Origin of the sequence: Tatumella sp. JGM118, assembly GCF_018257515.1 — a bacterium.
Classification (GTDB): Bacteria; Pseudomonadota; Gammaproteobacteria; order Enterobacterales; family Enterobacteriaceae; genus Tatumella; species Tatumella terrea.
Window position 1 is genome coordinate 25,875 of record NZ_JAERJR010000016.1, and the last position, 25,307, is coordinate 51,181.

Below are 25,307 nucleotides of genomic sequence, written 5' to 3' on the forward strand. Positions count from 1 at the left end.
TTTCGCGTTAAAATGAAACCCCGGCCTGTCCGGGGTTTTTTATTGCCGTTTTTTGCCGCAGGGAGAAGTTGCTCAATGAAGCTGTATGCCCGGGATTCCGAACTCGACCTCTCATTTCCCCATGTGATGGGAATACTCAATGTGACACCGGATTCATTTTCAGACGGGGGAAATCATGCCACACTGTCTGATGCCATTACCCATACCAACGAAATGGTTATTGCCGGTGCCACTATCATTGATGTCGGTGGTGAGTCTACCCGGCCAGGCGCAGCCGAAGTCAGCGTTGAGCAGGAGCTTGAACGGGTGATCCCGGTCGTCACCGAAATAGCCCGTCGCTTTGAAGTCTGGATCTCCGTGGATACGTCACGCCCGGAAGTGATCCGCGAAGCGGCCCGGGCGGGAGCGCATCTCATTAATGATGTGCGTGCCTTACAGGTGCCGGGGGCACTGTCGGCGGCGGCAGAGACCGGGCTGCCGGTCTGTCTGATGCATATGCAGGGGCAACCGGAAACCATGCAGAACGCGCCCGGCTATACCGATGTGATTGCGGAAGTGGACCATTTTTTTACAGAACATATTGCACGCTGTCTCGAAGGCGGCATAAAAAAAGAGAATCTCCTGCTCGACCCGGGCTTTGGTTTCGGTAAAAATCTCGGACATAACTATCAGTTGCTGGCCAGTCTGCACCATTTCCACCATTTCGGCCTGCCATTGCTGGTGGGTATGTCACGTAAATCGATGATTGGACAGCTGCTGAATGTCGGACCGAACCAGCGTCTGAGCGGGAGCCTGGCATGTGCGGTGATTGCCGCGATGCAGGGGGCACACATCGTCCGTGTCCATGATGTTAAAGAAAGTGTTGAGGCGCTGCGGGTTGCGGAAGCCACATTAAGAGCGAAAGGATAACAGTATGAGTGAGCGTAAATATTTCGGCACCGATGGGATTCGCGGCAAGGTCGGGGAAGCGCCGATTACGCCAGACTTTGTACTCCGCTTAGGCTGGGCGGCCGGAAAGGTATTAGCCCGCCACGGCTCTAAGACAATTATTATCGGTAAAGACACGCGCATTTCCGGCTATATGCTGGAATCCGCGCTGGAAGCCGGGCTCGCCGCGGCGGGACTCTCTGCGGCCTTTACCGGACCTATGCCGACGCCGGCGATTGCTTACCTGACCCGTACCTTCCGCGCAGAAGCCGGTATTGTGATCTCCGCCTCCCATAATCCGTTCGATGATAATGGTATTAAGTTCTTTTCGACAGAAGGGACAAAACTGCCTGATGATGTCGAAACCGCTATCGAACAGGAAATGGAAAAAACGATCACCTGTGTGCCTTCCGCCGAACTCGGCAGAGCCAGCCGGATTGTGGATGCCGCAGGCCGGTATATTGAGTTCTGTAAGGGGACGTTCCCGAGCGAACTGAACCTGAATGGTCTGAAAATTGTGGTCGACTGTGCGAACGGGGCAACCTACCACATTGCACCTAACGTCCTCCGGGAACTGGGGGCGGAAGTTATTACCATTGCGGCACAGCCGGATGGGATGAACATCAATAAAGAGTGTGGTGCCACCGATCTGCGTTTACTTCAGCAACGGGTACTGGCAGAAAAAGCGCACGTGGGGATCGCTTATGACGGCGATGGCGATCGCATTATGATGGTGGACCATGAGGGCAACCAGGTCGACGGTGACCAGATCCTCTATATCATCGCCCGCGAAAAACTGCGCCAGGGGAACCTGCGTGGCGGTGTCGTCGGGACGCTGATGAGCAATATCGGCCTGGAGCTGGCACTGAAACAGCTAGGGATCCCGTTTGCCCGGGCGAAAGTGGGTGACCGCTATGTGCTGGAAAAACTACAGGAAAAGGGCTGGCAACTGGGGGCAGAAAACTCGGGCCATGTCATTTTACTGGATAAAACAACCACCGGAGACGGCATCGTGGCCGGTCTGCAGGTATTAACGGCGATGGTACGTAATCACATGAGTCTGCATGACTTATGCAGCGGTATGAAATTATTACCGCAGGTACTGGTGAACGTACGCTTTAGCGGGGATTCCGACCCGCTCACTTCGGATTCCGTAAAAGCGGTGACCGAAGCGGTCGAAAAAGAACTGGGTAGCCGGGGCCGTGTACTGTTGCGCAAATCGGGCACAGAACCTCTGATCCGGGTCATGGTGGAAGGGGAAGATCGACAGCAGGTGACCTTGCTGGCGAACCGGATTGCCGATGCGGTGAAAGCGGGTTAATCCGTTCCGGAAAAGGGGGGTTGCCGATAAAAACATCAGAGTGGTGATTTTATCGGCAGTCGGAATCTGCAAAGAAAATTGCTCTTGCAGAGAATCACGCCATTGGTTAGTATTCAGACCCGCTTCTGATAGGTACTCTGTTATCTGTCGGCGCAAGGTGAAGCTTTAACTGTACGGTGGCGTACAAGGAAACAGGTCAATTATGTACGAAGCTCTTTTAGTTGTTTTCCTTCTGGTAGCACTTGGCCTTATCGGCATGGTAATGCTGCAGCAAGGTAAAGGCGCTGATATGGGAGCATCTTTTGGTGCTGGTGCGTCAGGTACACTGTTTGGTTCGAATGGGTCTGGTAACTTCATGACTCGCACAACCGGCATTCTGGCTGCGCTGTTCTTTATAATGAGTCTGCTCCTTGGCAACATGAACACCAACAAAAGCGCCAAAGGAAGTGAGTGGGAAAACCTGAGTGCCCCTGCGAAGTCTGAACAGACCCAGCAACCGGCTAAACCGGCAGCACCAGGTAGCGATATCCCGCAGTAAGCAGTAAACGAAGCAGTATCAGCAGTACCCTTACTTTCGACGGCTGGTTTCTCCGGCGTCTTAAGCAGTACCGAGGTGGTGGAATTGGTAGACACGCTACCTTGAGGTGGTAGTGCCCAATTGGGCTTACGGGTTCAAGTCCCGTCCTCGGTACCAATTCAGTTTAACTTGCAATTATTGCATGTTCGGCGTAAAATTCGCCACGTTTCGGACGCGGGGTGGAGCAGCCTGGTAGCTCGTCGGGCTCATAACCCGAAGGTCGTCGGTTCAAATCCGGCCCCCGCAACCACTTTCCCTTAGAGTTGTTTTTCAAAAGACCAGCAGGTATCCTTTCTCACCTGATTTTGAAAAAAACTCTTTTGGTATGTGTTTCTGTCGCATGGCGACAAACACAGGGTCCAGTGATAAAAAGCCCCGAATATTCGGGGTTTTTTGTTATCAGGTAATCGTGATTTTGGGCTTCAGGCCCTTTTTTTATGTCTTGGGGGTGGGCTTGTCCACATTAGAACAAAAATTAACAGAATTAATCACTGCTCCGGTAGAAGCGCTCGGCTACGAACTGGTTGGTATTGAGTTTGTCCGCGGTCGTACCTCGACTCTGCGTATCTACATTGATAGTGAGGATGGCATCAATGTTGATGATTGTGCTGATGTCAGCCGCCAGGTAAGCGCCGTTATGGATGTCGAAGATCCGGTGACAGTCGCTTATAACCTTGAAGTTTCCTCACCAGGTCTTGAAAGACCACTGTTCACTGCCGCACACTACCAGCGTTTCATCGGCGATGAAGTCAGCCTGGTATTGCGCATCGCGGTGCAGAACCGCCGTAAATGGCAAGGTATCATTAAAGCCGTAGAAGGTGAGATGGTGACCGTGACCGTCGAGGGTAATGATGAAGTATTCGCGCTGAACAATATTCAGAAAGCGAATCTGGTCCCCCATTTTTAAACGTCCGGATTGAGGCTAACCAGGATGAACAAAGAAATCTTAGCTGTTGTAGAAGCCGTTTCTAACGAGAAATCTCTGCCGCGCGAAAAAATTTTTGAAGCGCTGGAAAGTGCGCTTGCAACGGCCACAAAGAAAAAATACGAACAGGAAATCGATGTTCGTGTTTGTATTGATCGTAAAAGTGGTGACTTTGATACCTTCCGTCGTTGGCTTGTCGTTGAAGAAGTGACGCAGCCTACGCGTGAAATCACGCTGGACGCTGCGAAATTCGAAGACGAAAACCTCAATCCAGGCGATTTTGTTGAAGATCAGATCGAGTCAGTCACTTTTGACCGTATCACCACCCAGACCGCGAAACAGGTCATTGTCCAGAAAGTACGTGAAGCTGAACGTGCGATGGTCGTCGACCAGTTCCGTGAGCAGGAAGGTGAAATCATCACCGGTGTGGTGAAAAAAGTTAACCGTGACAATATCTCACTGGAAGTCCGCCCGACCGATGGTTCTAATACCAGCGCGGAAGCGGTCATCATCCGTGAAGATATGCTGCCACGTGAAAACTTCCGTCCGGGTGACCGTATCCGCGGTATTCTCTATGCCGTCCGTCCGGAAGCCCGCGGAGCGCAACTGTTCGTCAGCCGCTCTAAACCTGAAATGCTGAAAGAACTGTTCCGCATTGAGGTGCCGGAAATCGGCGAAGAAGTGATCGAGATTAAAGGTGCGGCCCGTGATCCGGGGTCCCGTGCGAAAATCGCAGTAAAAACGAATGACAAACGTATCGATCCGGTGGGTGCCTGTGTAGGTATGCGCGGAGCTCGTGTGCAGGCCGTTTCCAGTGAACTGGGCGGTGAGCGTATCGATATCGTGCTGTGGGATGATAATCCGGCACAGTTTGTTATCAATGCCATGGCCCCTGCTGATGTCGCCTCCATTGTTGTGGACGAAGATAATCACACCATGGATATCGCTGTTGAAGCCGGTAATCTGGCCCAGGCGATCGGTCGTAATGGCCAAAACGTACGTTTAGCCTCACAGCTGAGTGGCTGGGAACTGAACGTGATGACAGTTGATGACCTGCAGGCGAAGCATCAGGCAGAAGCACATGCAGCCATCGATATGTTCACAAAACACCTCGATATCGACGAGGAATTTGCCACTGCACTGGTAGAAGAAGGGTTCTCTACTCTGGAAGAACTGGCCTATGTGCCGGTCGATGAGCTGCTGGAAATCGATGGGCTCGATGAAGAGATGGTAGAGGCTCTGCGTGAACGAGCTAAAAATGCGTTGACCACCCTGGCGTTAGCGAAAGAAGAGAGTTTAGGCAACCAGAAACCTGCGGATGACTTACTGGCACTGCAGGATATGGATAAAGACCTGGCCTATCGTCTGGCCGCTAAAGGCGTCTGCACTCTGGAAGATTTAGCTGAACAGGGTATCGACGACCTCGCAGATATTGAAGGGCTCTCCTCAGAGAAAGCCGGTGAGCTAATTATGGCTGCACGTAATATCTGCTGGTTTGGCGGCGACGCATAACAAACAGGAAGGAACAGCATGACTGATGTAACTGTAAAATCGTTAGCTGCAGAAATACAGACCCCTGTCGATCGTCTTGTACAGCAACTGGCTGATGCAGGGATTTCCAAGTCTGAAAACGACTCTGTGACTGAGCAGGAAAAGCAACAGCTCCTGTCACATCTGAATCGTGAGCATGGTAATGCCGATTCAGGTAAACTGACTCTGCAACGCAAAACGCGTAGCACCTTGAATATTCCGGGCACCGGCGGTAAAAGTAAATCGGTGCAAATTGAAGTCCGCAAAAAGCGTACCTATGTGAAAGATGATGCCGAGGCAGAACGCCAGGCAGAAGCAGAAGCGCAGGCACAGCGTGAAGCGGAAGAGGCGGCACGCCGTGAGGCTGAAGAAGCAGCCAAACGCGAGGCCGAAGAAAAAGCGAAGCGTGAAGCCGAAGAAAAAGCTAAGCGTGAGGCAGACGAAAAAGCCAGACGTGAAGCTGCGGAAAAGACAAAAGTGACAAATCAACAAAACAACGATATGACCAAGGCAGCGCTGTCAGACAAAGCTCGCCGCGAAGCGGAAGCCGCTGAACTCAAGCGTAAGACCGAAGAAGAAGCCCGCCGTAAACTGGAAGAAGACGCGAAACGTATCGCGGAAGAAGCCCGTCGTCTGGCCGAAGAGAAAGGCGAAGAGTGGCAGAAGCCGGTGGAAACTGAAGATTCTTCTGATTACCACGTGACGACCTCGACCCATGCCCGTCAGGCAGAAGACGAGAACGACCGTCAGGTTGAAGGTGGCCGTGGCCGTACCCGTACCGCGACGAAGAGCCCGCGTGCCAAAAAAGGCAACAAGCACTCCGAAGCGAAAACCGACCGTGAAGAAGCCCGTGCAGCCATCCGTGGCGGCAAAGGCGGTAAGCATCGTAAAGGCAGCGCACTGCAGCAGGGCTTTAACAAGCCGGCACAGGTCGTTAACCGCGATGTGGTTATCGGTGAAACGGTAACCGTTGCGGAACTGGCGAACAAAATGGCCGTTAAAGGCTCTCAGGTCATCAAAGCGATGATGAAAATGGGTGCGATGGCAACCATTAACCAGGTGATTGATCAGGAAACTGCGCAGCTGGTTGCTGAAGAGATGGGTCATAAAGTTATCCTGCGTCGTGAGAACGAGCTGGAAGAAGCGGTAATGAGCGACCGTGATCTGGGCGGTAACACCGAAGCGGAATCACGCGCGCCGGTAGTGACCATCATGGGTCACGTTGACCACGGTAAGACCTCTCTGCTGGATTACATTCGTTCTGCGAAAATTGCCTCCGGTGAAGCGGGTGGTATTACCCAGCATATCGGTGCTTACCACGTTGAGACCGGTAACGGGATGATCACCTTCCTGGATACCCCGGGCCACGCCGCGTTTACCGCGATGCGTGCACGTGGTGCTCAGGCGACTGACATCGTTATCCTGGTCGTTGCTGCAGACGATGGTGTGATGCCTCAGACTATCGAAGCTATCCAGCACGCCAAAGCGGCTAACGTCCCTGTCGTGGTAGCAGTGAACAAGATCGATAAGCCGGAAGCCGATGCGGACCGTGTTAAGAACGAACTGACTCAGTACGGAATCATTCCGGAAGAGTGGGGCGGCGAAAACATGTTCGTCAATGTTTCTGCGAAAGCCGGTACCGGTGTTGACGATCTGCTGCAGGCTATCCTGCTGCAGGCGGAAGTGCTGGAACTGAACGCAGTACGCAGTGGCATGGCAAGCGGTGTTGTCATCGAATCTTTCCTGGACAAAGGACGTGGCCCTGTCGCGACCATCCTGGTCCGTGAAGGTACGCTGAACAAAGGCGATATCGTCCTGTGCGGCTTCGAATATGGCCGTGTTCGTGCCATGCGTAACGAACTGGGTCAGGAAGTCCTGGAAGCCGGTCCGTCTATCCCTGTAGAAATCCTGGGTCTGTCAGGTGTGCCTGCAGCCGGTGATGAAGCGACAGTGGTACGTGACGAGAAGAAAGCCCGTGAAGTTGCACTGTACCGTCAGGGCAAATTCCGTGAAGTGAAACTGGCTCGTCAGCAGAAATCTAAACTGGAAAACATGTTTGCGAACATGAGCGAAGGTGATGTTTCTGAACTGAACATCGTTCTGAAAGCCGACGTACAGGGTTCTGTGGAAGCTATCTCTGACTCGTTACTGAAACTGTCTACCGACGAAGTCAAAGTGAAGATTGTCGGTTCCGGTGTCGGTGGTATCACCGAAACGGATGCTACGCTTGCCGCAGCGTCTAACGCTATCGTCCTGGGCTTCAACGTCCGTGCCGATGCGTCAGCCCGTCGTGTTATCGATGCTGAAAGTCTGGACCTGCGTTACTACTCCGTCATCTATCATCTGATTGACGAAGTTAAAGCCGCGATGAGCGGTATGCTGGCCCCTGAATACAAACAGCAGATTATCGGCCTGGCTGAAGTCCGTGATGTCTTCAAATCACCGAAATTTGGTGCGATTGCCGGTTGTATGGTGACCGAAGGTATCGTGAAACGTCACAACCCAATCCGTGTTCTGCGTGACAACGTGGTTATCTACGAAGGTGAGCTGGAATCTCTGCGCCGCTTCAAAGATGACGTTAACGAAGTCCGTAACGGTATGGAATGTGGTATCGGTGTGAAGAACTATAATGATGTTCGCGCCGGCGATGCTATCGAAGTGTTTGAAATCATCGAGATCAAACGGACCATCGATTAATCGTTATCGGATTACGACGATTTGGGAGGCCGCTGGCCTCCCGAATTATTTGAGAGGAGCAAAATATTATGGCAAAAGAATTCGGTCGTTCTCAGCGTGTGGCTCAGGAACTGCAAAAAGAAATTGCCCTGATCATTCAGCGTGAAATCAAAGATCCACGTCTCGGGATGATGGTCACTGTTTCCAGTGTCGAAGTCTCCCGGGATCTGGCCTACGCCAAAGTCTTCGTGACCTTCCTGAATGACAAAGATGAAGATGCAGTAAAAACCGGCGTAAAAGCCCTGCAGGATGCGTCCGGCTTTATCCGGACACTGCTCGGCAAAGCCATGCGTCTGCGTATCGTGCCTGAACTGACATTCTTCTACGACAACTCCCTGGTTGAAGGGATGCGGATGTCTAACCTGGTCTCCAGCGTCGTCAAAAATGACAATGAACGTCGTGGTAATACTGCAGAAGAGAGCAAGGAGGACTGATGGGCCGTCCCCGTCGCCGTGGTCGTGATATACACGGGGTACTGTTGCTGGATAAGCCCACCGGTATTTCCTCCAATGACCTGCTGCAGAAAGTAAAACGTATTTATAACGCCAATCGCGCCGGGCACACCGGTGCGCTTGATCCTCTGGCAACGGGGATGTTACCCATCTGCCTGGGGGAAGCGACTAAGTTTTCCCGTTATCTGCTGGACTCCGATAAGCGTTATCGGGTGATTGCCCGACTGGGCCAGCGGACAGATACGTCTGATGCCGATGGTAACGTGGTGGAAGAGCGTCCTGTGACTTTCACGGCAGAGGAACTCGCTCAGGCGCTGGAAAGTTTTCGCGGGGAGACGCAGCAAGTTCCTTCGATGTTTTCTGCACTGAAGCACCAGGGACGCCCGCTGTACGAATATGCCCGCCAGGGGATCACCGTCGAACGCGAACCGCGTCCGATCACGGTGTACGAGTTACAGTTTATCCGTCATGACGGTGATGAACTGGAGCTGGAAATCCATTGCTCGAAAGGCACTTACATCCGGACCATTATCGATGATCTGGGTGAAAAGCTGGGCTGCGGGGCGCATGTCATTATGCTGCGTCGCGTGCAGGTCGCCCGTTATCCGATGGAGAACATGGTGACCCTGGAGCAGCTACAGGCTCTGGCAACGCCGGATGAGCAGGGGCAGGTCAATACCGCGCCGCTGGATGAATTACTGATGCCAATGGACAGCCCGGCCGCGGATTATCCGCTGGTTAACCTGCCGGAATCCGTCAGTCACTGGTTTAAACTGGGACAGCCGGTGCAGATAGCCGGTGCGCCTTCTGACGGGCTGGTGCGTGTCAGTGAAGGTGAGGCTAAAAAGTTCATCGGCATGGCAGAAATTGACGATCAGGGCCGTGTTGCACCGCGCCGGCTGGTCGTTGAAAATTTCGACTGAGTTATTTGCACTCATCTCTGCCGCAGAGTAGAATGGCGCGGCTTTAAAGTGGGAAGCTGAATTAGAGATCGGCGACCTGAAATCAAACATATACTGGAGTTTATTATGTCTCTAAGCGTAGAAGCTAAAGCAGAGATCGTTGCTAAATACGGTCGTGGTACTAATGACAGCGGTTCAACTGAAGTTCAGGTTGCTCTGCTGACTGCTCAGATCAATCACCTGCAGGGTCACTTCTCTGAGCACAAAAAAGATCACCACAGCCGTCGCGGTCTGCTGCGTATGGTTTCCCAGCGTCGTAAGCTGCTGGATTACCTGAAGCGTAAAGATGTTGCACGCTACACCAGCCTGATCGAAAGCCTGGGTCTGCGTCGCTAAGTCTGACGAATTTTTCCAGGGTCAGAACTATGCCTCGGTATCATTCTGTTTCCGGCGGAAAAATTTGAGCGAGTTTCGCGAAAAGGGGGCCTTTATGGCCCCTTTTTTTGGGTGACCGGCAGTATTTCTGTTAAAACTCATGTATTGTTACTGTGAGTGATCTTTATTTGCACGATTCGCGCGGCTAATGAGAAACCTTATCCGCCCTGAGCACCGGGACGAGAGCTTTGTCATTAGTCGCGAGGATGCACAAAAGATCAAAACCAAGACTCAGACCGCCCGAACGTGGCGTCTGATAAAAAATTAAAGGATCTAAATTTTGCTGAATCCGATTGTACGTAAATTCCAGTATGGCCAGCATACCGTCACTCTGGAAACCGGAATGATGGCTCGCCAGGCGAGCGGTGCTGTAATGGCTAGCATTGATGACACTTGTGTCTTCGTGACCGTCGTTGGTCAGAAAAAAGCGAAGCCAGGTCAGGACTTTTTCCCGTTAACCGTGAACTACCAGGAGCGTACTTACGCTGCCGGTCGTATCCCGGGAAGCTTCTTCCGTCGTGAAGGTCGTCCGAGTGAAGGTGAAACCCTGATCGCTCGTCTGATCGACCGTCCGGTACGTCCGCTGTTCCCTGAAGGTTTTGTTAACGAAGTCCAGGTCATTGCGACCGTGGTTTCCGTTAACCCACAGGTGAGCCCGGATATCGTTGCCATGATTGGTGCTTCTGCTGCACTGTCTCTGTCAGGCGTTCCTTTCAACGGCCCAATCGGTGCGGCACGTGTCGGTTATATCAATGACCAGTACGTTCTGAACCCGACCCGTGATGAAATGGCTGAATCCCGTCTGGATCTGGTCGTTGCAGGGACTGAGAATGCCGTACTGATGGTTGAATCAGAAGCGGACATCCTGAGCGAAGAGCAGATGCTGGGTGCGGTCGTGTTCGGTCACGAGCAGCAGCAGGTTGTTATCGAAAACATTAAATCTCTGGTGGCTGAAGCGGGCAAACCTCGCTGGGACTGGCAGCCAGAGCCGGCGAACGAATCGCTGAATGCGCGTATCGCTGCGCTGGCTGAAAGCCGTCTGAGCGATGCTTACCGCATCACTGAGAAGCAGGAGCGTTACGAGCAGGTTAACCTGATCAAGAGCGAAACCACTGCCGCATTGCTGGCAGAAGACGAAACGCTGGATGAAGGCGAAATCAGTGATCTGCTGCACGCTATTGAGAAAGACGTTGTACGTGTTCGTATCCTGAACGGTGAACCACGTATCGATGGCCGTGAAAAAGATATGGTTCGTGGTCTGGATGTCCGTACCGGTGTTCTGCCACGTACTCACGGCTCTGCGCTGTTTACCCGTGGTGAAACTCAGGCGCTGGTGACCGCGACCCTGGGTACCGCGCGTGATGCACAGAACCTGGACGAGCTGATGGGTGAGAAGACCGACAGCTTCCTGTTCCACTACAACTTCCCTCCATATTCTGTCGGTGAGACAGGAATGGTCGGTTCGCCTAAGCGTCGTGAAATCGGTCACGGTCGTCTGGCGAAGCGTGGTGTTCTGGCTGTGATGCCAAAACAGGATGCCTTCCCGTACACCGTACGTGTTGTTTCTGAAATCACCGAATCAAACGGTTCATCTTCAATGGCTTCTGTCTGTGGTGCTTCTCTGGCACTGATGGACGCCGGCGTTCCTATCAAAGCAGCCGTTGCCGGTATTGCGATGGGTCTGGTTAAAGAAGGTGATCGTTACGTGGTACTGTCCGATATCCTGGGCGACGAAGACCACCTGGGCGATATGGACTTTAAAGTTGCCGGTAGCCGTGAAGGTGTGACTGCACTGCAGATGGATATCAAGATTGAAGGTATCACCCGCGAAATTATGCAGGTTGCACTGAATCAGGCTAAGGGTGCGCGTCTGCACATCCTGGGCACCATGGAACAGGCTATCAGCACGGCTCGTGTTGAAATTTCTGAATTCGCTCCGCGTATTCACACTATCCGTATTAACCCGGATAAGATCAAAGATGTCATCGGTAAAGGTGGCTCTGTGATCCGTGCTCTGACCGAAGAGACTGGCACCACCATCGAAATCGAAGATGATGGTACCGTGAAAATCGCAGCAACGGACGGCGATAAAGCGAAAGAAGCGATTCGTCGTATCGAAGAAATCACCGCAGAAATCGAAGTGGGTCGTATCTATAACGGTAAAGTGACCCGTATCGTCGATTTCGGTGCTTTCGTTGCGATCGGTGGCGGTAAAGAAGGTCTGGTACATATTTCTCAGATCGCTGACAAGCGTGTTGAGAAAGTGACAGACTATCTGCAGATGGGTCAGGAAGTACCGGTCAAGGTACTGGAAGTCGACCGTCAGGGTCGTGTCCGCCTGAGCATCAAAGAAGCGGTTGAAAAACCACAGGCAGAAGAAAATACCGCGGCGAACCCGGCTGACGCTGGTTAATCGTCCGATGATTATCCTTCTCTCTGAGTATTCAGGGAGAAGGATTGATGTTATCGCGAGGGCAGGATTCCTTTGCACGGCAGGCGGATGAAAGGATATTCATCCTAATGTTTGTATTCGGGAGTGGGATAATGAAGCCTTATTTGCGCTGGGGTTTTGTTGCAGCAGCTTTAGTGCTTGCAGGATGCAGCAGCTCTGACAACTGGCGTCAGAATGAAGTTCTTGCCGTCCCTTTGCAACCCACATTGCAACAGGAAGTGATTCTGGCAAGGATGGAACAAATACTTGCCAGTCGTGCCCTTACAGATGATGAACGCGCACAGCTTTTATATGAGCGCGGAGTGTTGTATGATAGTCTTGGTTTGCGGGCACTCGCACGGAACGATTTTTCCCATGCGTTGTCTATAAGACCAGATATGCCGGAAGTGTTTAACTATCTCGGCATATATTTAACGCAGGCAGGTAATTTTGATTCTGCCTATGAAGCGTTTGATTCTGTACTAGAGCTTGATCCAACTTACAATTATGCGCATTTAAATCGAGGTATCGCCCTCTACTACGGTGGACGATACAAGTTAGCGCAAGATGATCTGCTGGCGTTTTATCAAGACGATCCTAATGATCCGTTTCGTGCGCTTTGGCTCTATCTCGCAGAACGTGAGATCGATGCTAAAAAAGCGAAAGTCGCGCTCAGACAGCGTTACGACTCTGCGAATAAAGATCAATGGGGATGGAATATTGTCGAGTTCTACCTGGGCGATATCAGTGAGAAAACACTGATGCAACGACTACAGGCAGATGCAACGGATAACACCTCGCTCGCTGAACATCTCAGTGAAACCAACTTCTATTTAGGTAAGTACTACCTAAGTCTGGGGGAGAAGGACAACGCAGAAGCGTTGTTCAAACTGGCGGTTGCCAACAATGTGAATAACTTTGTTGAACACCGATATGCATTGTTGGAACTGGCAGAACTTGGCCAGGCACAAGACGACCTATCAGAATCTGACCAGCAATAGCTGACGAAAATTGACACCCTTTTTTTATTTCCTGTCATCCTTCGGGGTGAGGGGTGTTTTATTCGTCAAAAACTTCTAATTTGAGCCGGTTCACACTTTTCAATGAAAATAACTGAAAGTTTTCATGACGAGTTATGTAGACTGGCCGCCGTAATCTAAGAGGCACGTGTACTACATGACTGATATTCAAACCACTTTTTCCGATCTGGGCCTTAACGAATCTATCCTGTCTGCGCTGAATGACATGGGATACGTTAAACCATCGCCAATCCAGGCGGCCTGTATTCCACACCTGCTGGCAGGTCGTGATGTACTGGGTATGGCTCAGACCGGCAGTGGTAAAACAGCGGCATTCTCTCTGCCATTGCTGAACAACATTGATCCTGCCCTGAAAGCACCTCAGATCCTGGTGCTGGCGCCAACGCGTGAGCTGGCGGTACAGGTAGGCGAAGCCTGTAATGAATTTTCCAAACACATGCGCGGTGTAAACGTCCTGGCCCTGTACGGTGGTCAGCGTTATGACGTTCAGCTGCGCGCCCTGCGTCAGGGACCACAGATTGTTGTGGGTACTCCTGGCCGTCTGCTGGACCACCTGAAACGCGGTACCCTGGATCTTTCCAACCTGCGCGGTCTGGTACTGGATGAAGCTGACGAAATGCTGCGCATGGGCTTCATCGAAGACGTAGAAACGATTATGGCTCAGATCCCTGAAGGCCATCAGACTGCGCTGTTCTCTGCGACTATGCCTGAAGCGATTCGTCGCATCACACGTCGCTTTATGAAAGATCCACAGGAAGTCCGTATCCAGTCAAGCGTTACCACGCGCCCTGATATCAGCCAGTCTTACTGGACTGCTTATGGCCGTAAGAGTGATGCTCTGGTTCGTTTCCTGGAAGCCGAAGATTTCGATGCGGCAATCATCTTCGTTCGTACCAAGAATGCCACGCTGGAAGTGGCAGAAACGCTGGAGCGTAACGGCTACAGCAGTGCTGCCCTGAACGGTGATATGAACCAGTCACTGCGTGAGCAAACCCTGGAGCGCCTGAAAGATGGTCGCCTGGATATCCTGATTGCGACAGACGTTGCTGCACGTGGTCTGGATGTTGAGCGTATCAGCCTGGTCGTTAACTATGATATCCCGCTGGATGCTGAATCTTACGTTCACCGTATCGGCCGTACCGGTCGTGCAGGTCGTACCGGTCGTGCGCTGTTGTTCGTAGAGAACCGCGAGCGTCGTCTGCTGCGTAACATCGAACGCACCATGAAGCTGACTATTCCTGAAGTTGAACTGCCGAATGCGGAACTGCTGAGTACCCGTCGTCAGGCGAAATTTGCTGAACGTGTTCAGCAGCAGCTGGAAAGCAGCGATCTGGATCAGTATCGTGCACTGCTGGAGAAATTATCTCCTCAGGAAGATCTGGATATGGAAACTCTGGCCGCAGCACTGCTGAAAATGGCTCAGGGCGAACGTCCGCTGATCGTTCCTGCTGATGCACCTCGTCCTGCGCGTCGCGAATTCCGTGACCGTGATGAGCGTAGCGACCGTGGTGGCCGTGACGATCGTCGTGGTAACCGTGAACGTGATGGCGGTGACCGTCCGCGTCGTGAACGCCGTGATGTGGGTGATATGCAGATGTACCGCATTGAAGTTGGCCGTGATGATGGTGTTGAAGTACGTCACATTGTTGGTGCTATTGCCAACGAAGGTGATATCAGCAGCCGTTACATTGGTAACATCAAACTGTTTGGTACTCACTCAACGATCGAGTTACCGAAAGGTATGCCAGGTGAAATCCTGCAGCACTTCACCAAAACGCGTATTCTGAACAAACCGATGAATATGCAACTGATTGGTGATGCACAGCCACAGTCCCGTGAACCACGTCGTGGTGGCGGTCGTGAAGGTGGCCGTGACGGCGGTCGTGAAGGTGGTCGTGAAGGCGGCGGACGTCGTTTCTCTGACCGTCGCGAAGGTGGTGGCCGTGGTTCTTTCAGCGGTAACCGTGAAGGCCGTGGTCCGCGTCGTGAAGACGGTGCAGCACCGGCTCCGCGTCGTCGCGAGTACTAATCCGCAGGACGGGCAGATAAGGAGAACACTCTGAATTTGCCCGCCATGCTGAATAAAAAAAGCGAGGGGATAATCCCCTCGCTTTTTTTTTAACGGTGTCCGAAAATACCTGCCTGCCTGCCTGCCTGCCTGCCTGCCTGCCTGCCTGCCTGCCTGCCTGCCTGCCTGCCTGCCTGCCTGCACATCACTGCATCACTGCATCAGTGACTGTGCCGCCGCCATCGCCAGAGAGAAGGAATAAATTCTGGAATCAGGGTCAAAGATCTGACCGTTAACGATGATCTCATCAGCCTGATATTGCTGCTGTAAGGCAGCCATTCCCTGCGCAACCGAATGCTGATCGCCGACCAGTGACATCCCTAATGCCCGATCCACCCCGTATTTCTCTGCCGGAGACCAGAGGGGATCCATGGTTTCTACCGGTTCGGGGAGGGGGCCTGGCATACCGCGACGCAGGTTAATAAACTGCTGTTGCTGCGACGTGAACAGGAAACGTGCTCTGGCTTTACTTTCCGCGGCAATCACATTCACCCCGATAATCACATACGGTTCAGCCAGCCGTGAGGACGGCCTGAATTTTTCACGGTACAGCGTGAGCGCGTCGGCGAGCATATCCGGGGCGAAATGCGAGGCAAAAGCAAACGGCAAGCCCAGCTGCGCAGCAAGTTGTGCGCTATAGAGGCTGGAGCCTAATAACCAGACCGGAATCTGTAACCCGACACCCGGCACCGGCTGGACGTCAAAATGGCTGCCTGCCGGCGCATCAAACCAGCGGATAAGCTGTTCAATGTCCTGCGGGAAACTTTCTTCATGACTGCCCGACAGATGCCGGCGTAAGGCCATCATGGTGCGCTGGTCTGATCCGGGCGCCCGACCTATTCCGAGATCAATTCGTCCGGGGTAGAGTGTTGCCAGGGTTCCGAACTGTTCAGCTATCACCAGCGGGGAATGGTTAGGGAGCATCACACCGCCTGACCCCAGCCGCAGATGCGTGGTGTTGGCCGCCAGATAACCTATCAGTACTGAGGTTGCCGCACTGGCAATGCCCGTCATATTATGGTGTTCGGCCAGCCAGTAGCGGTGAAATCCCGCGGATTCCGCATATTTCGCTAATGCCAGTGAGTTGCTGAAGGCAGCCTGCACGGAGGACCGGGCCGGTACCGGTGCGAGATCTAATACAGAGAGCTTAAAGGGTTTCAGACAGGACATAAGTATACCTTTATCATACCGAAGCACCTGGCAGTCGCCAGCAGGGCGATGCTGAAAGCATCCCCCTGAATGTAGCGTTTTTCAGCGGTAAATACCTACGCGGATTGTGCCCCGACGGTCGTCTCCAGTGCCATACCCTCGATATTATGCCAGTAGCCGTTACAGTGAGTCCGTTTATCCAGCGTGAACGGCATCTCTGCCTGCTGATTACGGCGAAATTCGCTGATTAAGGCCGGAGTCTCTGCATCCTGCGGCGATATCCGCAGCACATCGACCAGCGACTGCATAGCATGTTGCTCATTACCCAGATGGTAACAATAGCTGCTCAGGGTCTGGATGCCATTCAGCACAAAGACCGGTTGTCCTTCCCGTGACAGTACTTCACGGCCCTGTGGGTAGCGCAGGCAGCAGGTTTCACAGTGGTCTTTATCACGGTTTTCTGAGCGCGCCGTGAAGCAGCGCGCCGACAACGCCAGCGGTAAATGACCGTAACCGAAAACTTCCACTTCAAACTGATCCCGGAAACCGTCATGCTCACAGGCTTCCAGCAATGCGGTCAGCCAGTCGCGGGAAAGCTCTACCGGCATACACCAGCGTACCATCCCCTGTTTCAGCAGTATTTTCAGGCTGGCGGCGTTATAGATGTTCAGCGCAGGACCGGCGACAAAGGGTAACCGGTGGGTAGCTGCCAGATTCACGGTACCCATATCACTCGCTTCCACCATAAATTCGCCGTTATCCACATAACGTCTCAGTTCTTTCAGCTCAGACGGCGACTGTAATAAGGCCAGGGTACTGAGAACGACCTGTTTTCCGGCCGCTGCGAGGGGCCTTGCCATTTCCATCCATTGAGAAAACGACGTCGCACGGCGTTTACTGCAGACCGTTTCCCCCAGATAGATAATCTCCGCGTCACTGCTGGCGGCCTGCTGGTAAAAGGTGTTCAGTTTTTCTGTCGGCCAGTACCACAACACCGGCCCGAGCGAATATTTCATGGTTGTTTCCTATTGCCATTGGCGGTGCAGGGCACCCAGAGTGGTTTGCGTACCTTCCGCAAGCTCTCCCAGTTGCTGCATCCAGCGCGGGTCAACATTAAAGGTCGCCGGCGACGTCCGGCAGTGATCGATGGCCTGCCGCCAGACGCTCGCTACCTGCCTGACATAGGCGGGGCTGCGCTGTCGCCCTTCAATTTTCACCGAGACAATCCCCATCTTTTGCAGTTCCGGCAGCAGGGCCAGCGTATTCAGACTCGTGGGTTCTTCCAGTACGTGGTAACACTGACCCCCGACCTGATAGCGTCCTTTGCAGAGGGTGGGATAGCCTGCATTTTCGTGCGGCGGATAACAATCGATCAGCACTTCGTTGAGCCTGGCCTCCATGCCTTGCGTCGTGGTTTGCCAGCGCACAAATCTGGCCGGCGAGCAGGCGCCAGCGGTGTTCGGGGATTCACCGGTCATCCATGAGGACAGATAGCAACGCCCTTCAGCCATAATACACAGGCTTCCGAAGGCAAAGACTTCGAGCGGGACGGTGGTTTCGCGCGCCAGCTGCCGGACCTGGTGTAAAGACAGCACGCGCGGCAAGACCACACGATGAACCGCGAACTCACGTTGATAGAAGAGAATGGCTTCGGTATTGGTAGCCGACGCCTGAACCGATAAGTGTCGCTCCACGGTCGGGTGGCGGGTACAGGCATAATCGAGCAAGGCAGGGTCGGCGAGGATCAGTGCATCCGCACCGCTGTCTGCGGCAATATCAATCGCCTGTTTCCAGCGAGCGAAGCCTTCAGGGTGGGCGAACGTGTTGACCGCGACATGCAGCTTTTTCTTTCGCTGGTGCAGATACCGGGCCGCTTCTTTCAGCCGGACAGGGGTGAAATTAAGCCCGGTAAAATGGCGGGCATTGGTATCATCTTTCAGGCCGACATAGACCGCATCCGCCCCGTTATCAGCAGCGGCTTTCAACGCAGGTAAATTCCCCGCCGGGCACAACAGTTCCATAGTGTTCTCCCTGTAAATATCAGGGATAAAAGTGTAGAAAAATTTATCCACCGAAAAGTTGATGCAGGGCAGTGTATGGCGGGTTAATCACATAAATCGTCGCAGCGACAGTTAAAATAGCCGCAGTCTCCCTGTCATCGATTTAAGGAAAAATATGCTGCAGCGATTACATCATCATCTGGTCAGTGAAATGCCAAGGCTCCTGGCCTGGCCTCTGGGACGGGTGCCTTTCTCCTGTAAAAAGGTCCTGTTACGGCAACTGATTAACTGGCAATATCAGCAGCTGATCGCGGCCGGTGACATTGACTTTCTGCAGCAGCGCCGGCTGGGGATCGAGATCCGTGACCTGCGGCTGAAGTGGGTGATGACACTGGAAAACCAGCGGATCATGATCACCGACGGGCAGGAGGCCGATGTCTGGTTTCGCGCGGATACCAACGATTTGATTTTACTCGCGGCAGGCCGGAAAGACCCGGATATGTTATTCTTTCAGCGTCGGCTGGTGGTGGAAGGCGATACAGAATTAGGCTTGGCAGTAAAAAACCTGATGGATGCTATCGAACCCGACGCGATGCCGCCGATACTACTTAAAGGGTTGCAGCATCTGGCTGCATTTACAGAAGCAGGAATGACACAGGACGCCAGCGTAATAACGGTGCGCGAAGAGAACTCATGCTAATCCGGACTGAAATTGGTATTGATGCGCCAGGCATCGACCGTTTATTAAAAAACTGCTTCGGCTCCGAGCAGGAAGCGGAGCGGGTCAGACAGCTACGTGAGCAGGGATTACTGACTCTGGGAATGGTGGCGACCGATGATGAAGGCCAGATTCTGGGATATGCGGCATTCAGCCCGGTCACGCTGGCAGGAGAAGATAAAGGCTGGGTGGTACTTTCCCCGCTGGCTATCGATGCCGCCTGCCGGTCACAGGCACTGGATGAACAACTGGTCCGGGAAGCCCTGGATACCCTGAATGAGTTTGGTTATGGTGCCGTTCTCGCCAGAGAAAGCCTGGCCTGTCTGACACAGGTCGGGTTCCGGCCAAGTGAAAAACTGCATTATCAGTCGCCGGCCGATAACCGGCAGCAGACGTTGCTGATTTACCCGCTGGCAAACGACCCGGTCGGGGATGAAGCCGGCGAATTACAGCTTTCCACACCCTTTTACGGGTGACGGGCAAGCCAGCAGGGCAGATCGGCAGGCTGGTCACTGACCAGTAACAGCTTATCCGCCCGGGTCCGTTGCTTCACCTGGTATTCCAGCTTTGATGCCTGTGACCGGTCACCGGCAGGGCTCTGAAATACCAGCGTCAGCGGACCTTTGCCCCGTAACGCCCTCGCACCTGTACCGCGCTGATGTTGTAAAAATCGCCGTGCGACGTCGGTCGTAATCCCGGTGTACAACGCACCGGAGGCTGTTTGTACCATGTACAAAAACCAGCGATTTTCCATCCTGATCATTATCCTGTTCGGTGAAGAGCGGGCAGTGTAGCGTGCAATGTCTGAGAATGTCATGATTTGATCATCAGAGGATGTCTATGTCGGACCTGAACCACTGTCTTAACTATCTGAAAAAACACCATGTGCTGACGCTTTGTACCGGTAGCGGTGACACCTTATGGGCAGCCAATTGCTTTTATGTTCTGGATGAAACCGGCATTGCGTTCTGGCTGATGACAGAGGAGACCACCCGTCACGGTGAATTAATGCGCCTTAACGCCCGCGTTGCAGGTACGGTGACCACGCCTGCCAGCACGGTGATGAAGATCCAGGGCATCCAGTATGCCGGAGAGATATTCCGGCCGGAAGGGGAGCGGGAGAAGCAGGCACTGGCCTGCTATCAGCAACACTTTCCGATTGCCCGCGCGATGAAAGCCCCGTTATGGGAAATCCGGCTGGATGAACTGAAGATGACCGATAATACGCTGGGCTTCGGGAAAAAAATCCACTGGTCCCGCACCTCCTGAATCCCTTTTTCGGCGTCCGCAGGACGCCATTCCCTCCCGCCGACCGGCCTTTTCACGGGCTGTTGCCTGCCTTGATCCGGCGTTAATGCACGGTGAGCTGAATACCTGCCCGGGGTAATAAATAAAAAATATTCACATTAAATGTTAATTTATTTAATCAATTTCGCTTGCAATTAACGGCCCTGACGGATCATAGTGAAGGCCGGCAGCAGAAAAGTGAATATCCGTTCCGCCGTGAATATTACGGAGCCATCACAGGGAATCACTGTCAGATAAACGCGTTAAAGCTCCTCACCTGCATGAGATAACCAGTCCACCATACACGTTAATTTAATTTATTAAAATTAGCGTGTTAGCTAACGGTTTCTGTTTTACACGGGGGATATATGCACAATGACACATCACCGATACAACCATCTCATCCATCGACCGCGCACCATATTGTTCAGCGTAATGAAAAGGGTATGTTGCCCAATCTGACTTCCCTGAACGGTATCCGCTTTATCGCGGCTATCGGGGTATTTTTTTTCCACTCTTCACTCGGGGCTATAATGGCACCCTTTGCCAGCCCGCGTGTCAGTGACCTGTATTCCTTTATCTTTAGTATTTCCGGCTGGGTCAGCGTTTCCCTGTTTTTTATTCTCAGCGGTTTTGTGATGGGCTGGTCATCCCGGCCGGTCGACCATCCGCTGCGCTTTTACCGCCGGCGGCTGGCAAAAATCTATCCGATGAATGTGGTCGTGATGGTGATCGCGCTGGTTTGTGGCGTGGTCAGTATTCATCGCCCGGATATCTGGGGGCCTAATTTCCTGCTGGTGCAGGCCTGGATCCCGAGGGTGGAAAATTATATCGGCGGGAATACCCCCAGCTGGTTCCTCGGTGCCATTGTTCTGTTTTATTTTCTTTTCCCGATCGTATTCCGCTGGGTAAAAGCACTGCCGGCAGACAAACTCTGGACCACGGTTTTTCTCTGTTATGCCGGGATGATTATCAGCCAGTTCGTTATCTATTACTTTACACATAATGAACCGCTGCTCTCCGGCTGGCCGTTTCCTATCGGTGAAACCCAGTTCTGGCTTTCCTACACATTGCCAATCACCCGGATATTTGAATTCGTGATTGGCCTGGTACTGTCCCGAATTATTCTTGAAGGCTATTTTATCCGCATCAGTACCGGTGTCAGTTTTTTGCTGGTGGTTATTGGCTATATTATTGATTTATATGTTCCTTTCCAGTTCAGTTTTAACCTCGTGATGTTACTCCCGCTGGTCTTATTACTGGGATCTCTGACGGTCGGCGATATAAACGGTAAGACCTCATTTCTGAACTGGCCGGTGATGCAATGGCTGGGCGATATCTCCTTCGGGTTTTATATGATCCACTTTACCCTTCTGATGTTGCTTAAACGCTGGACCGGCGGGGAGAAATTTACTACCCCGACAGCCTTACTGTTACTGTTACTTGCAATCATTGCCAGTGTGTTCTGTGGCTGGTTACTGCATAAATATGTCGAAATCCCGTGCGGTAATTACCTGAACTCCCGTTCCCGTGCCGGAAAGCCTCTGGCCCGCAGGGAAAGTGTACGCTGAAAGCTCCGCTGACGGCCCGGAGAGCTCCGGACCGTCAGGGTTACCGTGCCTGACGCAGATACCAGATCCGCTGATTCCGGCTGCCGCGCCATTTGAGCGACAGATCTTTTTCAGATTCTACGAAGGGACCATCCACCAGCACATGAATGTGCCGTGTGACTTCGCGCTGGGCGGCGGTCAGCCATTGAAAAGAGTATCCGGTCCATAGCCAGATATCTTTTTCCGGACATTCACTGACCACGCGCCTTACCAGTTGCAACACGGCAGTGACATTGGCCGGGTGGAGCGGATCGCCGCCGGATAAGGACAATCCCTGACGGGGGATACGCGTGTCGTTAAGGTCCGTGATGATCCTGTCCTCCTCCTGCCGGGTAAACGGTTGTCCGGAATCCACCCGCCATGTGGACTGGTTATAGCATCCCCGGCAATGATGTTCACAGCCCGCGACAAACAGCGTACAGCGGGTCCCCGGTCCGTTGACCACATCCAGCGGATAGTAGCGATGATAATTCATGGCGGGGTCAGGCCAGTCCGTCGGGCATATGTTTTACCCGGCGTCTGACTTCTTCCTGTTTTCCGTGATTAAAGGGGCGGGCATCGGGACTGCCCAGGTAACCGCACACCCGCCGGGTGACCGACACTCTGGCCGGATCATGATTGCCGCATTGCGGACAGGTAAATCCTTTACTGGTACAGCTAAACTCGCCTTTAAAACCGCAGGTATAACATTCATCGATCGGGGTATTGGTGCCGTAATAAGGGATTCGGGAATAGCTGTAGTCCCAGACATCTTCCAGGGCTTTCAGGTTATGGCGCAGGTTGGGATACTCCCCATAGCAGATGAAACCGCCGTCAGAGAGGGCCGGATAGGGGGCTTCAAAATCAATTTTATCGTAAGGGCTGGCGGCCTTTTCCACATCCAGATGGAAACTGTTGGTGTAATAGCCCTTATCGGTGACCCCCGGGATAACACCGAACTCAGCAGTATCCAGCCTGCAGAAACGATCACACAGATTTTCACTCGGTGTGCTGTAAAGACTGAACCCGTACCCGGTTTCGGCCTTCCAGCGGTCGGTCGCCGCGCGTAACCGGCTAACTATCGCCAGCGCTGTCTGCTGTAACTCTGCGGAATCAAACAGATGCTGCTGCTGACCTTTCAGGGCGTTAATCGTTTCATGCAGGCCGATGAATCCCAGGGAAATCGAGGCCCGGCCATGACGGAAGATCGGGCCGACCTTGTCATCCGCATTGAGGCGGACACCACAGGCCCCTTCCATATAAAGTATCGGTGCAACCCGGGCACAGGTATTCTCCAGCCGGTTGATACGGGTCAGTAACGCCTGCCGGGCGATCTCCAGGCGTTCGTCGAGCAGTGACCAGAAGCGCGTCTCATCGCCTGCCGCCTGCAGGGCGATCCGCGGGAGATTCAGGCTGACCACACCAATATTGTTTCGTCCTTCGTGGATCTGCCGGCCTTCTTCCTCATAAACGCCCAGAAAACTCCGGCAACCCATCGGGGTCTTAAAGGATCCGGTAATTTTTACCACCTGATCGTAATTCAGGATATCCGGGTACATCCGCTGGCTGGCACATTCCAGCGCCAGCTGTTTAATATCGTAGTTACAGTCTCCGGGCCGATGGTTGATCCCGTCGCGGATGGCAAACACCAGTTTCGGGAACACCGCCGTTTTACGATTACTGCCCAGCCCGGCGAGGCGGTTCTGTAAAATCGCCGTCTGGATCATGCGGGAGGCGGCAGACGTCCCCAGCCCGAAACCGAACGTCACAAACGGGGTCTGGCCGTTCGCGGTGTGCAGGGTATTCACTTCATATTCCAGTGCCTGAAACGCGTCATAGCACTCTTTACGGGTCCGGGCTTCGGCGTAGGCTTCAGCATCGGTAACCTGCCATTCCCGGCCCGTATCCCGGTGACGTTGCAGACTGGCTTCCACATAGGGCGCAAGCACTTCATCGATACGATTAATCGTGGTACCGCCATAGATATGGCTGGCGACCTGAGCGATGATTTGTGCGGTGACGGCGGTTGCCGTGGCAATGGATTTGGGCGGGGCAATATCGGCATTCCCCATTTTAAATCCCCGGGTCAGCATCCCTTCCAGGTCAATCAGCATGCAGTTGAACATCGGAAAAAACGGGGAGTAATCCAGATCGTGATAATGGATGTCTCCGCGATCATGCGCCTGCATGATCGGTGCCGGCAGAATATGTTGCCGTGCATAGTGTCTGGCGACGATCCCTGCCAGTAAGTCCCGCTGCGTCGGGATCACTTTACTGTCTTTATTGGCATTTTCGTTCAGCAGAGAGGTGTTGGTCTGTTCAATCAACCCGCGGATCTCCCGGTAGAGCTGACTGCGCTGTTCACGGCGGGTGTCTCTGTCATGACGATATTCAATATAGCAGCGGGCCACATCCGGCCATGGGCCGGTCATCAGCGTATCTTCTACCACTTGCTGTATCCGGCCGATGTCCAGCTCGTGGTTCTGCCGTAACGCCGCGCAGACCTGGCCGGTCATCTGCTCACAATACGCGGCATCGGTCACTCCGGCGGCACTGGCTGCGGCCCCGATAGCATTCATAATGCGTTGACGGCAGAAGGGCACTTTACAACCGTCCCGTTTTACAACGATAGTATTCATCAGGATCACCCATATATTGTGCTGTAAGTAATTCTAGATACTATATGTGGTATTTTCAGCGAAATAAGTGATCGAAATTTGATTCAGAACAAAGAAGCGGAAAAAGACAAACCCGGGGGACGGAACGGTCGCTGGGGGGATAACGGCGGGCAATTACGTGCGGAAACGGCTCCCGGAGGAGCCGCTATTGGTATCAGCGACGAACGGCGATCGCTTCAATTTCGATTTTTACGTCTTTAGGCAGACGAGCGACTTCCACGCACGAGCGCGCAGGAAAGCCGGACTGATTCTCAGTAAAGAAGGCTTCATAGGCGGCATTAACGGTGGTGAAATCGTTTAAGTCTTTGACGAAGACGGTGGTTTTTACGATATCGCCCACGGTCAGCCCGGCTTCTTCAATAATGGCTTTCACGTTTGCCAGAGACTGGCGGGTCTGAGCGGTAACATCCTCAGGAACCTCACCGGTTTTCGGATCAACCGGGATCTGGCCGGAAGTAATGATCATATTGCCGAGATCGACAGCCTGTACATACGGGCCGATAGCAGCCGGTGCATTTTCGGTACTGATGACGCGGGACATA

General features: G+C 53.1%; 24 protein-coding genes and 2 tRNA genes. 19 read left to right on the top strand and 7 right to left on the bottom strand.

All coding sequences use genetic code 11. The features are described 5' to 3' along the window. The first annotated feature begins 75 nt into the window (after positions 1-75). The 15 genes from folP (at position 76) to JK223_RS13375 (ending at position 15,305) form a co-directional block, all read left to right on the top strand. A complete protein-coding gene (gene folP / locus JK223_RS13305; RefSeq protein ID WP_212714658.1) occupies positions 76-909 on the top strand; it encodes a dihydropteroate synthase in 834 nt (277 codons plus the stop codon). Positions 910-913: 4 nt separating this feature from the next. Then, positions 914-2,248: a phosphoglucosamine mutase gene (glmM, locus tag JK223_RS13310; protein ID WP_212714659.1), complete on the top strand. Its 1,335-nt coding sequence runs from the start codon at positions 914-916 to the stop codon at positions 2,246-2,248. 202 nt (positions 2,249-2,450) lie between these two features. Continuing rightward, positions 2,451-2,786, top strand: coding sequence for a preprotein translocase subunit SecG (secG, locus tag JK223_RS13315; protein ID WP_212714660.1), 336 nt, complete (start codon positions 2,451-2,453; stop codon positions 2,784-2,786). 69 nt (positions 2,787-2,855) lie between these two features. Then, positions 2,856-2,942 (top strand) — tRNA-Leu (locus JK223_RS13320). 56 nt (positions 2,943-2,998) lie between these two features. Continuing rightward, positions 2,999-3,075 (top strand) — tRNA-Met (locus JK223_RS13325). Between the two features lie 204 nt (positions 3,076-3,279). Beyond that, positions 3,280-3,732 (top strand): ribosome maturation factor RimP, encoded by a 453-nt coding sequence (gene rimP, locus JK223_RS13330; RefSeq protein ID WP_212714661.1) that lies wholly within the window; start codon positions 3,280-3,282, stop codon positions 3,730-3,732. A gap of 24 nt (positions 3,733-3,756) precedes the next feature. Next, positions 3,757-5,262 carry a transcription termination factor NusA gene (gene nusA, locus JK223_RS13335; protein ID WP_212714662.1) on the top strand — a complete coding sequence of 502 codons (1,506 nt, stop codon included), beginning with the start codon at positions 3,757-3,759 and terminating at the stop codon, positions 5,260-5,262. A gap of 18 nt (positions 5,263-5,280) precedes the next feature. Next, a complete protein-coding gene (gene infB, locus JK223_RS13340) occupies positions 5,281-7,977 on the top strand; it encodes a translation initiation factor IF-2 (RefSeq protein WP_212714663.1) in 2,697 nt (898 codons plus the stop codon). A gap of 68 nt (positions 7,978-8,045) precedes the next feature. Beyond that, on the top strand, positions 8,046-8,450 hold the full coding sequence (gene rbfA / locus JK223_RS13345; protein WP_212714664.1) for a 30S ribosome-binding factor RbfA: 405 nt from the start codon (positions 8,046-8,048) through the stop codon (positions 8,448-8,450). Further along, positions 8,450-9,391 (top strand): tRNA pseudouridine(55) synthase TruB, encoded by a 942-nt coding sequence (gene truB, locus JK223_RS13350; protein WP_212714665.1) that lies wholly within the window; start codon positions 8,450-8,452, stop codon positions 9,389-9,391. Before rbfA ends, truB begins: the two co-directional genes overlap by 1 nt. A gap of 105 nt (positions 9,392-9,496) precedes the next feature. Then, the gene (rpsO, locus tag JK223_RS13355; protein WP_025903869.1) at positions 9,497-9,766 is read left to right on the top strand and encodes a 30S ribosomal protein S15; all 270 of its coding nucleotides are present in this window, start codon (positions 9,497-9,499) and stop codon (positions 9,764-9,766) included. Between the two features lie 319 nt (positions 9,767-10,085). Continuing rightward, positions 10,086-12,218: a polyribonucleotide nucleotidyltransferase gene (gene pnp, locus JK223_RS13360; RefSeq protein WP_212714666.1), complete on the top strand. Its 2,133-nt coding sequence runs from the start codon at positions 10,086-10,088 to the stop codon at positions 12,216-12,218. Positions 12,219-12,349: 131 nt separating this feature from the next. Further along, positions 12,350-13,237 (top strand): lipoprotein NlpI, encoded by an 888-nt coding sequence (nlpI, locus tag JK223_RS13365; RefSeq protein WP_212714667.1) that lies wholly within the window; start codon positions 12,350-12,352, stop codon positions 13,235-13,237. Positions 13,238-13,339: 102 nt separating this feature from the next. Beyond that, on the top strand, positions 13,340-13,396 hold the full coding sequence (gene yrbN / locus JK223_RS17205; RefSeq protein ID WP_111678723.1) for a protein YrbN: 57 nt from the start codon (positions 13,340-13,342) through the stop codon (positions 13,394-13,396). Between the two features lie 16 nt (positions 13,397-13,412). Then, the gene (locus JK223_RS13375; protein ID WP_212714668.1) at positions 13,413-15,305 is read left to right on the top strand and encodes a DEAD/DEAH family ATP-dependent RNA helicase; all 1,893 of its coding nucleotides are present in this window, start codon (positions 13,413-13,415) and stop codon (positions 15,303-15,305) included. Positions 15,306-15,497: 192 nt separating this feature from the next. On the opposite strand, the gene JK223_RS13380 is transcribed toward JK223_RS13375, so the two are convergent. The 3 genes from JK223_RS13380 to JK223_RS13390 all read right to left on the bottom strand — a co-directional run bounded on the left by JK223_RS13380 (position 15,498) and on the right by JK223_RS13390 (position 18,514). After that, entirely contained in the window at positions 15,498-16,514 is a 1,017-nt protein-coding gene (locus JK223_RS13380) for a luciferase-like monooxygenase (protein WP_212714669.1), read from the bottom strand. Between the two features lie 95 nt (positions 16,515-16,609). Next, positions 16,610-17,509, bottom strand: coding sequence for a U32 family peptidase (locus tag JK223_RS13385; RefSeq protein WP_212714670.1), 900 nt, complete (start codon positions 17,507-17,509; stop codon positions 16,610-16,612). Between the two features lie 9 nt (positions 17,510-17,518). Beyond that, the gene (locus JK223_RS13390; RefSeq protein ID WP_212714671.1) at positions 17,519-18,514 is read right to left on the bottom strand and encodes a peptidase U32 family protein; all 996 of its coding nucleotides are present in this window, start codon (positions 18,512-18,514) and stop codon (positions 17,519-17,521) included. A gap of 154 nt (positions 18,515-18,668) precedes the next feature. Here JK223_RS13390 and JK223_RS13395 point away from each other — a divergent pair, with 154 nt between their 5' ends. Next, entirely contained in the window at positions 18,669-19,193 is a 525-nt protein-coding gene (locus JK223_RS13395; protein WP_212714672.1) for an SCP2 domain-containing protein, read from the top strand. Continuing rightward, positions 19,187-19,687 (top strand): GNAT family N-acetyltransferase, encoded by a 501-nt coding sequence (locus tag JK223_RS13400; protein ID WP_212714673.1) that lies wholly within the window; start codon positions 19,187-19,189, stop codon positions 19,685-19,687. The genes JK223_RS13395 and JK223_RS13400 overlap by 7 nt, the downstream gene beginning before the upstream one ends. Here JK223_RS13400 and JK223_RS13405 read toward each other — a convergent pair. Next, positions 19,678-19,965: a GIY-YIG nuclease family protein gene (locus JK223_RS13405; protein WP_212714694.1), complete on the bottom strand. Its 288-nt coding sequence runs from the start codon at positions 19,963-19,965 to the stop codon at positions 19,678-19,680. The genes JK223_RS13400 and JK223_RS13405 overlap by 10 nt on opposite strands. Before the next feature lie 86 nt (positions 19,966-20,051). Here JK223_RS13405 and JK223_RS13410 point away from each other — a divergent pair, with 86 nt between their 5' ends. After that, the gene (locus JK223_RS13410; RefSeq protein WP_212714674.1) at positions 20,052-20,480 is read left to right on the top strand and encodes a YhbP family protein; all 429 of its coding nucleotides are present in this window, start codon (positions 20,052-20,054) and stop codon (positions 20,478-20,480) included. Between the two features lie 464 nt (positions 20,481-20,944). Beyond that, on the top strand, positions 20,945-22,069 hold the full coding sequence (locus JK223_RS13415; protein ID WP_249213617.1) for an acyltransferase: 1,125 nt from the start codon (positions 20,945-20,947) through the stop codon (positions 22,067-22,069). A gap of 40 nt (positions 22,070-22,109) precedes the next feature. Here JK223_RS13415 and nrdG read toward each other — a convergent pair whose 3' ends face one another. From nrdG to ridA, 3 genes are all read right to left on the bottom strand, one after another. Continuing rightward, positions 22,110-22,583 carry an anaerobic ribonucleoside-triphosphate reductase-activating protein gene (gene nrdG / locus JK223_RS13420; protein WP_212714676.1) on the bottom strand — a complete coding sequence of 158 codons (474 nt, stop codon included), beginning with the start codon at positions 22,581-22,583 and terminating at the stop codon, positions 22,110-22,112. Positions 22,584-22,590: 7 nt separating this feature from the next. Continuing rightward, a complete protein-coding gene (gene nrdD, locus JK223_RS13425) occupies positions 22,591-24,726 on the bottom strand; it encodes an anaerobic ribonucleoside-triphosphate reductase (protein WP_212714677.1) in 2,136 nt (711 codons plus the stop codon). A gap of 193 nt (positions 24,727-24,919) precedes the next feature. Further along, positions 24,920-25,306, bottom strand: coding sequence for a 2-iminobutanoate/2-iminopropanoate deaminase (gene ridA / locus JK223_RS13430; protein ID WP_212714678.1), 387 nt, complete (start codon positions 25,304-25,306; stop codon positions 24,920-24,922). Between the last annotated feature and the right edge of the window lies 1 nt (position 25,307).

Coding starts and splice junctions, on each gene's coding strand:
- folP (WP_212714658.1), top strand. CDS start 76: ATGAAGCTGTATGCCCGGGATTCCGAACTCGACCTCTCATTTCCCCAT.
- glmM (WP_212714659.1), top strand. CDS start 914: ATGAGTGAGCGTAAATATTTCGGCACCGATGGGATTCGCGGCAAGGTC.
- secG (WP_212714660.1), top strand. CDS start 2,451: ATGTACGAAGCTCTTTTAGTTGTTTTCCTTCTGGTAGCACTTGGCCTT.
- nusA (WP_212714662.1), top strand. CDS start 3,757: ATGAACAAAGAAATCTTAGCTGTTGTAGAAGCCGTTTCTAACGAGAAA.
- infB (WP_212714663.1), top strand. CDS start 5,281: ATGACTGATGTAACTGTAAAATCGTTAGCTGCAGAAATACAGACCCCT.
- rbfA (WP_212714664.1), top strand. CDS start 8,046: ATGGCAAAAGAATTCGGTCGTTCTCAGCGTGTGGCTCAGGAACTGCAA.
- truB (WP_212714665.1), top strand. CDS start 8,450: ATGGGCCGTCCCCGTCGCCGTGGTCGTGATATACACGGGGTACTGTTG.
- rpsO (WP_025903869.1), top strand. CDS start 9,497: ATGTCTCTAAGCGTAGAAGCTAAAGCAGAGATCGTTGCTAAATACGGT.
- nlpI (WP_212714667.1), top strand. CDS start 12,350: ATGAAGCCTTATTTGCGCTGGGGTTTTGTTGCAGCAGCTTTAGTGCTT.
- JK223_RS13375 (WP_212714668.1), top strand. CDS start 13,413: ATGACTGATATTCAAACCACTTTTTCCGATCTGGGCCTTAACGAATCT.
- JK223_RS13380 (WP_212714669.1), bottom strand. CDS start 16,514: ATGTCCTGTCTGAAACCCTTTAAGCTCTCTGTATTAGATCTCGCACCG.
- JK223_RS13385 (WP_212714670.1), bottom strand. CDS start 17,509: ATGAAATATTCGCTCGGGCCGGTGTTGTGGTACTGGCCGACAGAAAAA.
- JK223_RS13390 (WP_212714671.1), bottom strand. CDS start 18,514: ATGGAACTGTTGTGCCCGGCGGGGAATTTACCTGCGTTGAAAGCCGCT.
- JK223_RS13395 (WP_212714672.1), top strand. CDS start 18,669: ATGCTGCAGCGATTACATCATCATCTGGTCAGTGAAATGCCAAGGCTC.
- JK223_RS13400 (WP_212714673.1), top strand. CDS start 19,187: ATGCTAATCCGGACTGAAATTGGTATTGATGCGCCAGGCATCGACCGT.
- JK223_RS13405 (WP_212714694.1), bottom strand. CDS start 19,965: ATGGAAAATCGCTGGTTTTTGTACATGGTACAAACAGCCTCCGGTGCG.
- JK223_RS13410 (WP_212714674.1), top strand. CDS start 20,052: ATGTCGGACCTGAACCACTGTCTTAACTATCTGAAAAAACACCATGTG.
- JK223_RS13415 (WP_249213617.1), top strand. CDS start 20,945: ATGTTGCCCAATCTGACTTCCCTGAACGGTATCCGCTTTATCGCGGCT.
- nrdG (WP_212714676.1), bottom strand. CDS start 22,583: ATGAATTATCATCGCTACTATCCGCTGGATGTGGTCAACGGACCGGGG.
- nrdD (WP_212714677.1), bottom strand. CDS start 24,726: ATGAATACTATCGTTGTAAAACGGGACGGTTGTAAAGTGCCCTTCTGC.
- ridA (WP_212714678.1), bottom strand. CDS start 25,306: ATGTCCCGCGTCATCAGTACCGAAAATGCACCGGCTGCTATCGGCCCG.